Below are 15,320 nucleotides of genomic sequence, written 5' to 3'. Positions count from 1 at the left end.
ATTGATGATCCTCGTCCGGCCGGCTTCCGGCGCTGCATTGCCGAAATGTCATGCATGCCGAACGGAATTCGGCGCGCCCGTGCATACGTTCGCGCCAGTTGGCAATCGAGTCAATCGACGCGGCCGGAATGTTCCGTACTCCGGCCGAATGGGGCGAGGCACATCGCATCGTGCCCCATGGGGCACCGTTAGAACCGCTTGTTGATCCCGATGATCGCGCCGATCGTCGTGCCGGGCGCGCCGTACAGCGCGTTGTCGATCGACAGGCCGAATTTTTGCCGGCCGTGATTGTTCACCGCGCCGACCTCCGCATACAGCGAGGTTGCCTTCGACAGGAAGTAGCGCGTCGTCAGCGCACCGAGCAGCGTGTGATTGTTCGCATCCTGCGGATCGCGGATGTACCACACGCCCGAGTTGATGTCGAGCTGCGGCAGCGGATAGTAATCGAAGCCGAGATTCCAGACGTTGTTGGTGCCGCCGTTCGTCACCCCGCCGGCGACCGTCGTCGGCAGCTTGTAGCTGGTGAACGAGCCCTTCACCGCGAACGTGCCGAAGTGGTAGCTGAGCCCGAGCATCCGGCCCAGGAACGGCTGCTGGAAGATCGTCAGCCCCGCGGAATTCCTGGCCGAACTCGAGTCGTACATTGCGGCGTTCACGACCAGCCCGCGAAACTCGTAGCGCGCGCTGACCGAATACTGCTGCGCCGCGCGGTAGTCGCCCGGTATGCCGCCGAATGCATACATCGCGCTGGCGGAAAACCCGGCGAACTTCGGGCTCGTATAGGTAATCGCATTCGGATTGAAACTGCCGACGAAGGTATTGGCGCCGTAGACGGAAAACGCCGTGCCGAACTGGCCGGCGTTGCGCGGGTCGGCCTCGTAGATCGCCAGCACGAACGGCGAATACTGCACGCCGGCCTTCAGCTGACCGAAGTTGCCGTCGACGGCCAGCCAGGCCTGGCGACCGAAGAAATTGCCGTTGCTGTTGTCGAAGCCGCCGTTGACGACGCTCACGCCGCTTTCCAGCCTGAAGGTCGCCTTCAGTCCGCCACCGAGGTCTTCCTGCCCGAACAGGCCGAAATTGGAGGGTTCCAGCCCGCCGTTGATGAGGCTGACCTGCTTGCCGCCGTTCGTACCGGTCGTCGGGTTGTGCGTCTTGCTGGTGAACAGCAGGCCCGTATCGAGCGTGCCGTACAGCGTGACGCTGCTTTGCGCCCAAGACCATGCGGGCAGGAGAGCGACGCCAAGCGCGAGGATCGTCTTCTTCGTGCCCAACCCTGATGATCGGCTTACATTCATTTCGGTATCCGAATTTAATGAGAAGTGAAGGAGCGGAATGTGTCGAATTGCCGAGGCTGTGCGGCGGATTCAGGACCGGACGGATGGGCCGGTTCGTTCTCGATGTCCGGGTGCGGACAGTCGTCTTTTAGTACGACGACAATCTAACGTTAGGTAGATTGAGGGGCGTGACATCGAATCTCCATCGGGTATAACCCGAGGCGGATTCGTGCTTTCAGGCAATGATCCGTTGGCTGAATACCGGCGTTCCGTACTTCAACTTATTCAATCGATCGCGGCGCTGGGAAACATGATCCGTTCTACGTAATAAAGCGCGTGGAAGCGTTCCCATACGGGTGTTGGAGGTCGTGTTTACTCGATTCGGAGGCGATGTCGCTGTCGAACGGCGTTTTACCCGACGGAACGAAATTTTTCAGGTTCGCCGTCGCTGCAAGTGCAGCTCGATCCGGAAATCGGCGCGCTCGTCCATGGACGGAGCGTTCATCGCATGCATCGAGGCGCAATCCATACCGTGCGCAGCTTCGTCGAAGGTCGGATGGACGTGCGGATTAGCGCGGCCGATGCAACGTGTCGTGGGAGAGATGGAGCGGAGAGAGCGTCGTCAGCCGCGATCCGGGCCCGCACGCGGGGGATCAGGCGGAGGTGCCTGCAACCTGGTCATTCGCGTCGGGTGATGCGGGCAATGCGTGCAATGCGTGCGAACGCTGGCGGTGAAGGCCCGGGCGAGCCCTCGCCGCACACGGCGCACCTGCTTCGCGGCGCGCTTACTTGCCCATCGGCTTCGCGAACATCATGTGCGACATGCCGCCGTCGCATGCGATTGCCTGGGCCGTGATGTAGCCGGCCGCGGGCGACGCAAGATACACGATCAGGTCGGCGACTTCGTCCGGCTGGCCGACCCGGCTCATCGGCAGCATCGCCGCAAGCTGGTCGAGCAGTTCCTGTGGTACCGAGCCGCGCGCCATCGGCGTGTCGATCACGCCTGGCAGCACGACATTCACGCGCACGCCGTAGGATGCCCACTCGTGTGCCATCTGCCGGCTGAGCGTGATGAGCGCCGCCTTGCTCGGGCCGTAGGCGCCGCCCTGCGAATAGCCGTGCACGCCCGCCAGCGAAGCCGTGTTCACGATCGCCGCATGCGGGCTCTGCTTCAGGTGCGGCAGCGCGCTGCGCGCGAGCATCAGCGCACCGTCCACGTTGACCTGGAAGCCGCTGCGCCATTCGTCGATCGACACGTCCTCGAGCATCCCGGAACGAACCAGCGCGGCCGTGTTGATGACGACGTCGAGCCGTCCGAAGCGCTCGACCGTCCTGGCGATGGCCGCGTCGATGTCCGACTGTTTCGATACGTCGAGGCCGAGCGCCAGCGCCTGGCCGTCGCGTCGCGCGATCTCGCCAGCCACGCGTTCAGCGTTGCCCGCGTTCAGGTCGGCGACGGCGACCGCACCGCCGTTCGCCGCGAAGGTTTTCGCACTGGCCTCGCCCATGCCGCTGCCGGCGCCGACCACCAGCGCGACCAGCCCCTTGATGCGAGAATGGATCATCCAGTCGTGCGGTGCTGCGTTGTTGAATTCGGTTTTGCTCATCGGTTGCTCCTCCAGATGTTTGTTCATGCGCCGGCACGCATTCGGCCGACGGTCCAGTACGACGGTCTTGACTTCGGGAAACGCTTCGAGGCCACCCGCGCCCGATTGCTTGAAGCCGCCACAACCGATGGAGAAATCGGTGCGAGACCTGTTGTCTCCCACCAACCCCGCACGCAGCGGCCGCGCGACGCACAGTGCCCGCTCTGTGTCGTGCGCGAACAACGTCGCATTGAACCTGAAGATCGTGTCGTTCGATATGGTTGCGTGCGCATCCAGTTAATCGGTCGCTCAATTGAACGCGGCACAGGTGTCAGTGCACGAGAGCGCCACCCAGCGACCGCCGATGCAAAGGCGATCCGCGTGCGGCATGACGGGTCATGAGGTGGTTTTTCAGGTTGCTGTCGCTGCTTAGTGGCCGGACGACCGAACCAACTGGCGGATGATGGTGCCGAAGTCCTCCACCTTCTCGAGATTCAGTACGCTGTCGACGACCTGCTCGACAGTCGATACCGGCAGCAGGCCGTCGACGAACGTGCGGAACTTGTTCACCAGTTCATCGGTGGTCATGTAGGTCGCGGGGTCCACCGACGGCGTGCCTTTGGGGAACATCTTCTCGCCGGCGAAGACCTGGCCGCGCGCACGCACTTCGACGCGCGACGGGCGGCTGGTGATGTCCGCCGAGATCGACTGGAAATAGGTCGGATGGGTTTCCAGCGACACGCGATTCATCAGCGCCATCACGGACGGATCGAACACGACGGCCGGGTCCTGCCAGCGCGGGCCGGGCGGAATGCGATGGGCCGCGACGGCCAGGCCGTGCGAGAAGCAGAACTGCGCGTCGTGCACCTCCAGGATTTCGCGGTTGGTGAAGCAGGGCAGCACATAGGCCCAGCCTTCGCCGAACGATGTGATGCCGTCGATCTCGTGGGGCTTCAAATCGTGTTGCGTGACGATGTCGATCAGCAGGTCGAGCGGCGCGTGCATCACGCGGCAGTGCGGATACGGCTTGAACATCTGGAAGCCTGGAAAACGCCACTCGTCGCCCAGATCCCGCGTGATGATCTCGGGCATCCAGCGGTCGGTACCGATGAAACTCGCGTAACCGTTGACCGCATCATCGAGGATGCGCACATCGCCGCGATGGCCCAATTCGCCCAGGTCGGCGGCCGTGAGCGCGATGTTGGTCAGGCCGCCGGCCAGCTGGTACTTGATGGTGGCGGTGGGCGCGTGCGTGAACCACGCGCGCTGCGCATTCACCGGTGCCGATGCAGCGGCCAGGCCTAGTGCGTTGGCCAGTTGCGCCGCCGACAGCCGCTTGAGCTTGCCCGCGGACGCGGTCGCGCCGAACACAGTGCTGCTGTAGCCCACGACCGATGCGGGATTGGCCGACTTGCCGTCCTTGGTGTCGCGGTAGCCGCTCATCGCGGCGCCGAAGCGATACGACATCTCGTGCGACACCGCCACAGCGGCGATCAGGTCGCGGCCGGCACGCCGGTGCGTCTCGGCCGTCGCGAATGCGCCGGGCAACACGTACGGGCTCACGTGGCCCGGCAACAGCACCGAGTCCGCATCCAGCGCGTTCAGCAATTCGCTGTTGGCGAACGCGGCACCGTAGGCGGTCGAGCGTTCGCCGGTGCCGATGATGGTCGCGTCGCCCGCGCGGCCGCCGATGCGGCGGCCCGTTTCGATGCCGATGCGTCCCCTCGGATGATCGATCCCCGCCAGCGCGACACCCAGCGAATCGAGAATGTCGCGCTTGCACTCCTGCACGACGATGTCGGGTAGCCGGGCGATGTCGACGCCGGCCGAGAAGTCGGCCAGTTGCTGGATGAGGGTCGGGTGACTCATGTGTCTCGCTCCTTGTTCTGATTCTGTTCCTGCGAATGCCTTCAGGTTTGGCGCTGAACCCGCCGCACGCAACGTTTGTGTCGAAAACGTTCCGCGCGTCGAAACGCGCGCGCCGGAAGGCGCGCGTTTGACTCGCGGCATGCGGGGATTCCCTGATGGGAAATCCCCGCAAGCAAAATAGAATAACAACTGTTAGTTAGATTGCAGGATATCCTGACGGTCCCTTGCGCTTTCCCCGGTACCGCGAACCGCCGCCGGTCACTTCATCGGCGGGCGTCGACACACGCCGCCCGCCGTTCCAGACAATCCCAGGGCCCAGCATGAAATACGAAGATTTCCAGTTCCTCCTGTTCGATCGCCGGCCGGACGGCGTTCTGCTCGTCACGCTCAATCGTCCGGAGGTCATGAATGCCACGAACAACCGGATGCACTGGGAATTGACCAAGGTCTGGGGCGTCGTCGGCGACGATCCGAACGTGAAGGTGGTCGTCGTGACGGGCGCCGGCGATCGCGCGTTCTCGGCCGGCGGCGATCTGTCCGTGGTCGAGGAAATGGCCGCCAGCCAGGAGGCCACGATGCGCGTGATGAAGGAGGCGTCCGACATCGTCTACAACATGCTCACGTGCGACAAGCCGATCATCTCCGCGATCAACGGCACGGCCGTCGGCGCGGGCCTCGTCGTCGCGCTGCTGGCGGACGTGAGCGTGATGGCCGAGGATGCGAAATTGACCGATGGACATGCGCGCCTCGGCGTGTCGGCGGGCGACCATGCGGCGATTGTGTGGCCGCTGTTGTGCGGGATGGCCAAGGCCAAGTATTACCTGATGACCGCGGATTTCGTCGATGGCAAGGAAGCCGAACGGATCGGCCTGGTCAGCTTTTGCGCGCCGCGCGCCGAGGTGCTGTCGCGATCGCTGGCCATTGCCGCCAACCTCGCGCGCGGCAGCCAGACCGCGATTCGCGCGACCAAGAAATCGCTTAACAACTGGATGCGCGTGGCGGGGCCGGTCTTCGACAACTCGCTCGCGCTGGAGATGCTGTGTTTCCTGGGGCCGGACGTCAAGGAAGGCGTCGCCGCATTGCGCGGCAAGCGCCAACCCGAATTTCCGTCGGCCCTGCTGCCGCAGTCGTGACCGGTCGGACGCGCGTATCCCGATCGCACTGCATCCTTCAATCTAACTAACGACAGGTTAAATGAGACAGCTCACCCTGCTTCTCGACGGCATGACGCATACCGAAGCCGCGCGCTGGCACGACGGCCGCTTCTGGTTCAGCGATCTCTACACCGAATGCGTGTACTCGATCCGCGAGGACGGCAGCAACCTCTGCGAGGAGATGCACGTTCCCGAATGTCCGTCCGGCATCGGCTGGCTACCCGACGGGCGGCTGATCGTCGTGTCGATGCACGACCGCGCGCTGTTGCGGCGCGAGCACGACGGGTCGGTCGTGCGCCATGCCGACCTGTCGCCGCACCTGGAATTCGAACCCAACGACATGGTGGTGGACGCGCAAGGCCGCGTGTGGGTCGGCAACCTGGGTTTCGACGTGATGAAGCTTGCGCCGCGCCGCCCGGGCCGGCTCGCGCGCGTCGATCCGGACGGCACGGTCACGATGGTGAGCGAGCCGCTGCACTTCGCGAACGGCGCGACGATCATCGACGGGCGCACGCTGGTGGTGTCCGAATCCTGGGGCAACCGGATGTCGGCGTTCGACATCCAGCCAGACGGTTCGCTCTCCGCGCGTCGCGACTGGGCGACCTTCGGCCCGGTGCCGCAGGACGAGGACGTGATCCGGTCGATGGGCGAAATCGTCGTGGCGCCGGACGGCATCTCGCAGGTCGATGCCGAGGGCGCGATCTGGGTCGCGGATTTCACGAAGACGCGCGTACTGCGCGTGGCGCCCGGCGGAAAGATTCTCGAGGAGATCCAGACCGGCGAGCGCAACTGCTACGCCTGCGCGCTGGGCGGCGAGGATCGACGCACGCTGTTCATGTGCGTGACGCCTGCGGATTTCAATCCGCAAGTGCGCCGCGCCAACCCGCTGAGTGCAGTGCTGTCGACACGCGTCGACGTGCCGCTGGCCTGATGCATCACGCCACCCCAACTGGAGCATTCATGACGACTATCACGGACACCGCACAAGCCGCGCGCGCAAAAGCGCTCGCGTGGATTGGGCAGGGCGCGAAGCGCCTGCTGATCGGCGGGCAATGGGTCGACGCCGCATCGGGCAAGACGTTCGAGACGATCAATCCCGCGACCGAACAATTGCTTTGCCGCGTCGCCGAGGCCGACAGCGCCGATGTGGACGCCGCGGTGATCGCCGCCCGCAAGGCGTTCGAAGCGCCGTCGTGGTCCGCGTTGTCGCCGCACGCCCGCACGCGCGCGCTGCTGAAGATCGCGGACAAGATCGAGGCCCACATCGACGAACTGGCCGCGATCGAGTCGCTCGACAACGGCATGCCGCTGTGGTTCGCGCAGGGCGCGGTGACGGCCACGGTGGACATCGTGCGCTACTACGCGGGCTGGTGTTCGAAGGTGCTCGGCACCACGATCCCGTCGGACGGCAGCACGCTGATCTATACATTGCGCGAACCGCTCGGCGTATGCGGCCAGATCATCCCGTGGAACGTACCGATCCTGATGGCCGCGATCAAGTTCGCCAACGCGCTGTGCTGCGGCAACACGGTGATCCTCAAGCCCGCCGAGCTGGCCTGCCTCACGTCGATCCGCCTCGCGGAGCTGATCCAGGAAACCGACCTGCCGCCGGGCGTGATCAACGTGCTGCCGGGCTTCGGTGCGACGGCGGGCGCGGCGCTGGCGCAGCACCCTGGCGTGGACAAGATCGCGTTCACGGGCTCGACGGCGGTCGGCAAGCAGATCACGCGCGATGCCACGGGAAACCTGAAGAAAGTGACGCTGGAACTCGGCGGCAAGGCGCCCAACGTGGTGTTTGCCGACGCCGACATCGAGAAGGCCGTGCAAGCCGCCGTGAAGACCTTCTGCGGCAACTCCGGCCAGGTGTGCTCGGCCGGCACGCGGCTGTTCGTGCAGGAGAGCATCCACGAGCAGGTCGCGGAGCGCGTGGCGCAGGTGGCGGCCGCATGGAAGGCCGGCGATCCGTTCGCGGCCGACACGAAGATCGGCCCGCTGATTTCGGCGACGCAGCGCGAGCGCGTGCGGTCGTACATCGGCGTGGGCCAGGAGGGCGGCGCGACGTTGCGGCTCGGCGGCCAGCCGTGGAGCGGCGCCGGCTACTTCGTCGAGCCGACGGTGTTCGACAACGTGCGCAACGGCATGCGGATCGCACAGGAAGAGATCTTCGGACCGGTGCTGTCGATCATCCCGTTCAAGGACGAGGACGATGCGGTGCTGCAGGCCAACGACACGACCTACGGCCTGTCCGCAGCGGTATGGACGCGCGACGTGGCGCGCGCGCACAAGGTCGTGCGTGCGCTCAAGGCCGGGCGGCTGTGGATCAACACCTTCGGCGAATCCGATCCGGCCATGGCGTTCGGCGGCTACAAGCAATCGGGGTGGGGGCGCGAATTCGGCCAGGAGTCGATCGAGGCCTACACGCAGACCAAGTCGATCATGCTCCGCATGTAACTTCGTCATCCAGAACAATTCAGAAGGAGACGCTCTTGAGCATCAACCCGAGCATGCCGGATTTCGTACGTGGCACCAAGAAGCTGCTGATCGGCGGGGAATGGGTCGACCCCGCCGGCGGCGAACGCATCGAGGCCATCAACCCCGCGACCGGCGAAGTGATGTGTCATATCGCGCAGGGCAACGCGCAGGACGTTGCCCGCGCCGTGGTTGCCGCGCGCCGCGCGTTCGAGGGGCCGTGGAGCCGCTTCACGCCGCATGAGCGGCGCAAGCTGCTGCTGCGCGTGCACGACGTCATCCTCGATCATTTCGACGAGCTCGCGCTGATCGAGACGCTCGACATGGGCGCGCCGCTCGCGCGCACGCGCGGCTACAAGGAATGGCTGTCGCAACTGCTGCAGTTCTACGCATCGCAAACCGGCGCCGGCGCGGTGGAAACACCGCCGATGTCGATCGCGCCCGGTTTCACGGCGCTCAAGCAGTTGATGCCGGTGGGCGTGGTCGGCGGGATCATCCCGTGGAACGGCCCGCTGATGGGGCTGTGGTGGATCTACGGCCCGGCGCTTGCCACAGGTTGCACGGCCGTGCTGAAGCCGGCCGAGGATGCGTCGCTGTCGTCGCTGCGCGTGTCGGAACTGATGATGGAAGCCGGCGTGCCCGAAGGCGTGATCAACGTCGTGACCGGCTACGGCAAGGACGTCGGCCAGGCGCTGGCCGAGCATCCGGACGTCGATCGCGTGGCTTTCACGGGGTCGGTGGGCACCGCGCAGGCCATCGTGCACGCGTCGGCCGGCAACCTGAAGCGGCTGCAGCTCGAACTCGGCGGCAAGTCGCCCGACATCGTGTTCGCCGATGCCGATCTCGACAAGGCCGTGCCCGGCGCGGCGATGGGCGTGTTCACGAACACCGGCCAGGTCTGCGTGGCCGGCACGCGCATCTTCGTGCAGCGCGCGATCCACGACGAATTCGTGCAGCGCATGGCCGCGTTCGCCGGCACCGTCCGGATCGGCGACGGCCGCGATCCCGATACGCAGATTGGCCCGCTGATCTCGCGGCGCCAGCTCGATCGCGTGATGCATTACGTGGACATCGGCGGCAAGGAGGCGCGGCTCGTGCACGGCGGCCAGCGCCCCGGCGGCGCGCCGGCCGGCGGCTTCTTCGTCGAGCCGACGGTGTTTGCCGACGTGCGCAACGACATGACGATTGCCCGCGAAGAAATTTTCGGGCCCGTCGCGTCGGTGATCCCGTTCGACACGATGGACGAAGCGTTGCAGCTCGCGAACGACACGCCGTACGGCCTCGCCGGCGGCGTGTGGACCAGCAGCCTGTCGACCGCGCACAAGGTGTCGCAGGGAATTCGCTCGGGCACCGTCTGGGTCAACTGCTACGGCGTGATCGACCCGGCCGTGGGCTTCGGCGGCACGAAGATGAGCGGCTACGGATGGAAGGGCGGGAAGGAGCACGTCGAGAGCTTCCTGTACCCGAAGGCCACCTATATCAATCTGGTCTGAGCCGGCACTACGCCGCTGCTCGACCGAACAGGAGACACAAGACATGAAGGGCGTAGTTTTCAGAGGTGAACGCACGCTGGAGATCCTGGATTTCGACGACCCGACGCCTGGCCCGGGCGAGGCCGTGATCGAGATGAAGGCATCCGGCATGTGCGGCAGCGACCTGCATTTCTATCGCAACAAGCCGGCCGACGTGATCCGCTCGCTGGGTTTCAAGGATCTCGCGTCGCGCGGGATGTCGGAGGACACGCCGATCATCGGCGGTCACGAGCCGTGCGGCCAGGTGGTCGCGGTCGGCGCGGGCGTCGATCCGCGTGCATTCAAGGCCGGCGACCGCGTCGCGGTGTTCCACTACGAAGGCTGCATGCACTGCGATCACTGCCGCACCGGCTGGACGCAGATGTGCAGCCACGGCGCGGATATCCACGGCGTCATCAAGCACGGCGGCCATGCGCACTACATGAAGGTGCCCGTGACATCGCTGGTCCACCTGCCCGACGAAGTGTCGTATGCCACCGGCGCCGCGATTTCCTGCGGCACGGGAACGGCGTGGGGCGCGCTGCTGCGCCTCGACATCAGCGCGCGCGACACGCTCGCGGTGTTCGGCCTCGGCCCGGTCGGGCTGTCGGCCGTGCAGCTGGCCGCGGCGATGGGCGTGGAAGTGATCGGCATCGACATCGCCGCCGACCGCGTCGCGCGCGCGAAGGAATTCGGCGCGACCCATGTGATCGACGGCAGCAAGCAGGACCCGATCGAGGAAATCCACAAGCTCACCGGCGGCCTGGGCGTGACCTGCGCGATCGATTGCGCGGGCGGCGACGTGCCCAAGCAGCAGGCCGTGCGCAGCACGCGCCCGTGGGGCCGTATCGCGCTGGTGGCCGTGGGCGGCAACCTCAACGTCGACGGCATGAAGGACGTGATCGGCAAGCAGCGCACCATCATCGGCTCCTACACGTTCTCGGAAGTCGGGATGAAGGACTGCATCCACTTCGTCGCGAAACACGGCGTGGACGTCGACAAGCTGTTCACCGACCACTGGAAACTCGAGCAGGCCGACGAGGCTTACCGGCAGTTCGACGCGCAGGCGGGCGGCAAGGGCGTGTTCCTGTTCTGAGCACGCCAAGGCATCCCGCGACCAGGAGACGGAACGATGGCGAAATTTGAACGGCAAGGGGTCGAAGACCCGATGGCCACGCTGTGCCGGATGGCGCTCCACACGCAGTACGCCGACCTGCCGGTCGGCGTCGCGCGCCATGCGAAGCAGACGCTGCTCGACGCGATGGGCGTCACCATCGGCGGCTCGGCGATGGAAGGCATTCCCGAGATCGTCTCGCTCGTGAAGGAGCGCGGCGGCAACCCGCAGACGCCGCTGCCGTTCTACGGCGGCCGCGTGCCGGCCCACGAGGCGGCGCTCGTGCTCGGCCCGATGCCGCGCGCGATGGATTGCGGCGACCTGCACGAAGAAGCCGGCCACGTGACCGAATACGTGGTGCCGACGCTGCTGGCCGCCACCGGCCTGCGCGGCAAGGTGTCGGGAAAGGAATTCCTCGCGGCGATGGCGGTCGGGCAGGAAATCCTGGTGCGGCTCGGCACGGCCTACAAGGTCATCAACCGCGCGATCAAGCATCACGAATGCGGCGGCCACTACATCTTCGGCGCGGTGGCTGCCGTGGGCAAGCTTCTCGGGCTGACGCAGGACCAGCTCGAAAACGCGCAGGGCATCGCGCGGACCATGACGCAACCCAACACGATGGGCATCTATTCGCCGGCCACGCTGATGGTGCGCATGCATCACGGGCTGGTGAGCCAGGCCGCGATCACGTGCTGCCAGCTGGCTCAGCGCGGCATCACGGGCCCGCGCGCCGAGGTGCTGACCGGGCCCAAGGGCTATCTGAGCACGGCGCGCTGGGAGACCGATCCCGACTTCATCCTGCACGCGCTCGGCGAGCACTGGGAGATGGAGAACATCATCACCAAGGGCTACAGCGCCTGCTATTTCTCGCATTCGTCGATCGACGCCATCCGCGAGTTGATGAAGGCGCACCGGTTCGGTGCGGCCGACATCGCCGGTATCCACATCGAGACGTCCACGCCGAGCTGGCGCGCGGTGTGCGAGCCGCAGGAGAAGAAGTGGCACCCGGTCACGGTGCCCGAGTGCCAGTTCAGTCTGCCTTACGTGGTGGCCATTGCCGCGTTAGACGACAAGGTGTTCCTCGAGTCGTACAACGAGGAGGCGCGCAACCGGCCCGAGGTGCGCGAGCTGATGACGCGCATCACCGCCGAGGAAAAACCCGAAGTATCCGACTGGGGGGCGCGCCTCGCCGTCACGCTGCGCGACGGCCGCGTGCTGAAGCAGGAATGCGTGTACGTGAAGGGCCACCCGCGCAACCCGTTCACGGAAGAAGACTTCATCGCCAAGTTCAGGCTCTGCGTGCCGTATGCCGCGATCGAGCTGTCGAAGCAGACGGTCGACAACATGATCGGCGACATCCTGCACCTCGACGAAGTGGACGACGTGGCCGCCGCGCTGCTCGATCCGCTCGTGCCGTCCGGGCACTGATCGATACACGGACGAAACCGGCGCGGAACGTTCGTGCCGGGCGAATCGCGGTGATCGCCCGGCACCATAAAAACATGTGAGGAGACCTCATGCATTCGCTCGAGCAGGTCACGATGGCCAAGGTGTTTCGGCGCCTCGTCCCGTTTTTCATGCTGTGTTATTTCATCTCGTTCCTGGATCGCGTCAACGTCGGCTTCGCCAGCCTGCAGATGAACGACGCGATCGGCCTCACGCCCGCGCAGTACGGCCTGGGCTCGGGGCTGTTCTTCCTGCTCTATTTCCTGTTCGAGGTGCCGTCCAACCTGTTGCTGGTGCGGGTCGGCACCCGCATCTGGATCGCCCGCATCCTGATTACCTGGGGGCTGATCTCGGGCGCCACGGCCTTCGTGACCGGCCCATGGAGCTTCTATGCCGTGCGCCTGCTGCTGGGCCTCGCCGAAGCTGGGTTCTTCCCCGGTGTCGCCTATTGCATCACGCTGTGGTTCCCATCGGCCTACCGTGCGCGCGTGATGGGCTATCTGCTGGTGGCCGCGCCGCTGTCGTCGGTGATCGGCTCGCCGATCTCGGGCATGTTGCTGGGGCTGCGCGCGCTCGACGGCCTGGGCGGGTTGCAAGGCTGGCAGTGGATGTTCCTGATCGAGGCGGCGCCCGCCGTGATCCTGGGCTTCGTCACGCTGCGCTACCTGACGGGTTCGCCGCGCGACGCGCACTGGCTGCAGCCGGACGAGCGCGCGTGGCTCGCCGCGCGCATGACGAGCGAGGACACCCGGCGCCGCGACGAACACAACATCCCGGTGGTGCGCGTGTTCAGCGACCGGCGCGTGTGGATGCTGGCGGCGATGGCGTTTGGCTTCTTCCTGACGATTTACGGCATCGGCTTTTTCCTGCCGCAGATCGTCAAATCGTTCGGCCTGACCAACGTGCAGACCGGCTTCGTCACGGCGATCCCTTACGTGATCGGCTCGGCGAGCCTGGTGTTCTGGGCGCGCCGCGCCGACCGCACCGGCGAGCGGCGCTGGAACATCGCGATTCCCGCGCTGATCGCCGCCGCGGCGCTGGTGGGGGCCGGCCTGATCGATGCGCCGGTGCTCAAGCTCGGCTGCTTCTGCGTGTTGGCCTTCGGCGTGTTCGGCGCGCTGCCCGCGTTCTGGGCGATCAATACCGACCTGCTGTCCGGGGCGGCCGCCGCGGCCAGCATCGCGTGGATCGGCGCGGTGGGCAACCTGGGCGGTTTCGCCGGGCCGTACCTGCTCGGCGTGACCAAGGCCCGGACCGGCGGCTACACGGCGGCGCTGCTGCTGATGGCCGTCGTCGCCTTGCTTGCAGCGGGTATCGCACTTTCGGTGGGGCGCCGCCGCCGCGCCTATCGCCCCGCATGAACCGACGTGGCCCGCACGCATGCCGGGCCATTCATCTTTCGATCATCAAGGAGACTGTCATGATCGACACCCGTGACACCCGGCCGGTTGCGCCGGACAACTGCCCGCCGCTCGAGCAAGCGGTGGTGCGCTTCATCCAGGAACTGAAATACGAGCATCTCGACGCGCGCGCTCATGCCGGCATCAGCCGGTTGATGCGCGACCAGATCGCGTTGCAGGTCGGCATTTCGAAACTGCCCTGGTCCGAGCAACTACTCGCGTATGCGACGGCCCAGCAGCGCCCGGGCAACAGCCGCGTGAGCGCGTCGGCGCTGACGATGAGCGCGGCCGACGCCGCGTTCGTCAATGGCTCGTACGGGCACGGCTTCGAGTACGACGACGCGCACGGCCCCAGCTATAGCCACCCCGGCAGCTGCGTGATTCCGGCCGCGCTCGCAATCGGCGAGGAGCTGGGTTCGTCGCTCGAGGAGATCATCGTCGCGATGGTGGCCGGCTACGAGGTTTATGCGCGCATCGGCATGCTGGCCGCGCCCGAACTGCTGCAGCGCGGTTATCACCCGCACGGCACGCTATCCAATTTCGGCGCGGCGGCCGTGGCCGCCAAGTTGCGCGGGTTCGACGCCGAGACGACACTGCACGCGCTGGCGATCGCGCTGAGCCACGTGTCGGGCACGACCGAGTACACATCGACCGGCGGCTCGATCAAGCGCATCCATGCGGGCATCGGCACGCGCAACGGGATGGTGGCGGCCGACATGGCCCGCGCCGGCATCACCGGCCCGCGCGCGTTCCTGAGCGGCAACAAGGGCTTCTTCCGCACCTTCCTGCAACGCACGGCCGGGGACAACGCCGAACAGCGCTTCGTCATCGACCGGCCGTTCGAGATCGGCACGGTGTGGCTGAAGGCGTATTGCGCGTGCTACTGCACGCACGCGTACATCGATGCGCTGCGGCCGTTCGCGGCGCGTCGCGCCGACATCGCCGACATCCACCTGAAGATCACGCCGCACTTCAACGTCGTCGTCGGCACGGCCAATGTCAACGCATACGCACCGAAGAACATCGAACACGTGCAGTTCAGCCTGCCGATCCAGGCCGCGTTCACGCTGCTCGGCAAGGGCAACGGCTACCCGGTACATCGCGACTACCTGGCCGGCAAGGTGGACATGGCGCCCGTGATCGACATCGCGCGCGGCATCCGCATCAGCGAGGAACCCGAGCTGGAGAAGCAGCATCCCGGCAAGTTCGTGGCCGACGTGACCGTCACGTTCAAGGACGGCCGCACCGAGCATGTGTTCGTCGGCGACCCGATCGGCACCGACACGAATCCGATGCCGGAGCACGAGCAGGATGCGAAGTTCATGGACCTGACCACGGACGTGCTGGGCACCGAACGGGCGCGCGCGCTGCTGGCCGCGCTGCGCGAGCTGAAGCCGGCGACGAAGGCGGCCGAGCTGACCGCGATGTGGGCCGTCGAAGGCTGACGGTGACACCCGTCCGGGGCGCCATGTGCGTCCCTGGGCGGGCGCAACA

The 15,320-nt window shown here is 66.0% G+C and carries 11 protein-coding genes and 1 pseudogene; 8 read left to right on the top strand and 4 right to left on the bottom strand.

The features are described 5' to 3' along the window. Positions 1-188 precede the first annotated feature (188 nt). The 4 genes and pseudogenes from VK92_RS23635 to VK92_RS23625 all read right to left on the bottom strand — a co-directional run bounded on the left by VK92_RS23635 (position 189) and on the right by VK92_RS23625 (position 4,732). Entirely contained in the window at positions 189-1,298 is a 1,110-nt protein-coding gene (locus VK92_RS23635) for a porin (protein ID WP_048027123.1), read from the bottom strand. Between the two features lie 764 nt (positions 1,299-2,062). Beyond that, the gene (locus VK92_RS23630) at positions 2,063-2,884 is read right to left on the bottom strand and encodes an SDR family NAD(P)-dependent oxidoreductase (RefSeq protein WP_165589096.1); all 822 of its coding nucleotides are present in this window, start codon (positions 2,882-2,884) and stop codon (positions 2,063-2,065) included. A gap of 102 nt (positions 2,885-2,986) precedes the next feature. After that, positions 2,987-3,142 (bottom strand): annotated as a pseudogene (locus VK92_RS43540) (aldehyde dehydrogenase); the annotation flags it as partial. Between the two features lie 150 nt (positions 3,143-3,292). Beyond that, complete coding sequence (locus VK92_RS23625; RefSeq protein WP_048027120.1) at positions 3,293-4,732, bottom strand: MmgE/PrpD family protein; 1,440 nt, start codon at positions 4,730-4,732, stop codon at positions 3,293-3,295. A gap of 320 nt (positions 4,733-5,052) precedes the next feature. On the opposite strand from VK92_RS23625, the gene VK92_RS23620 reads away from it, so the two are divergent. From VK92_RS23620 to VK92_RS23585, 8 genes are all read left to right on the top strand, one after another. Beyond that, positions 5,053-5,865, top strand: coding sequence for an enoyl-CoA hydratase/isomerase family protein (locus tag VK92_RS23620; protein ID WP_048027118.1), 813 nt, complete (start codon positions 5,053-5,055; stop codon positions 5,863-5,865). Between the two features lie 61 nt (positions 5,866-5,926). Further along, the gene (locus VK92_RS23615; protein WP_048027116.1) at positions 5,927-6,817 is read left to right on the top strand and encodes an SMP-30/gluconolactonase/LRE family protein; all 891 of its coding nucleotides are present in this window, start codon (positions 5,927-5,929) and stop codon (positions 6,815-6,817) included. Between the two features lie 29 nt (positions 6,818-6,846). Next, positions 6,847-8,337, top strand: coding sequence for an aldehyde dehydrogenase family protein (locus tag VK92_RS23610; RefSeq protein WP_048027114.1), 1,491 nt, complete (start codon positions 6,847-6,849; stop codon positions 8,335-8,337). Positions 8,338-8,372: 35 nt separating this feature from the next. Continuing rightward, entirely contained in the window at positions 8,373-9,848 is a 1,476-nt protein-coding gene (locus tag VK92_RS23605; protein ID WP_231616471.1) for an aldehyde dehydrogenase family protein, read from the top strand. A 43-nt stretch (positions 9,849-9,891) separates the two neighbouring features. Then, the gene (locus tag VK92_RS23600) at positions 9,892-10,962 is read left to right on the top strand and encodes a zinc-dependent alcohol dehydrogenase family protein (RefSeq protein ID WP_048027112.1); all 1,071 of its coding nucleotides are present in this window, start codon (positions 9,892-9,894) and stop codon (positions 10,960-10,962) included. Positions 10,963-10,998: 36 nt separating this feature from the next. Beyond that, positions 10,999-12,408, top strand: a complete 1,410-nt coding sequence (locus tag VK92_RS23595; RefSeq protein ID WP_048027111.1) for an MmgE/PrpD family protein — start codon at positions 10,999-11,001, stop codon at positions 12,406-12,408. Positions 12,409-12,497: 89 nt separating this feature from the next. After that, the gene (locus VK92_RS23590; protein WP_048027110.1) at positions 12,498-13,787 is read left to right on the top strand and encodes an MFS transporter; all 1,290 of its coding nucleotides are present in this window, start codon (positions 12,498-12,500) and stop codon (positions 13,785-13,787) included. A 59-nt stretch (positions 13,788-13,846) separates the two neighbouring features. Next, a complete protein-coding gene (locus tag VK92_RS23585; protein WP_048027109.1) occupies positions 13,847-15,271 on the top strand; it encodes an MmgE/PrpD family protein in 1,425 nt (474 codons plus the stop codon). Positions 15,272-15,320: the final 49 nt, after the last annotated feature.

Source organism: Burkholderia sp. LK4 (genome assembly GCF_001043615.1).
GTDB classification, from domain to species: Bacteria; Pseudomonadota; Gammaproteobacteria; order Burkholderiales; family Burkholderiaceae; genus Burkholderia; species Burkholderia cepacia.
This window is presented reverse-complemented; position numbering and strand designations above follow the sequence as displayed.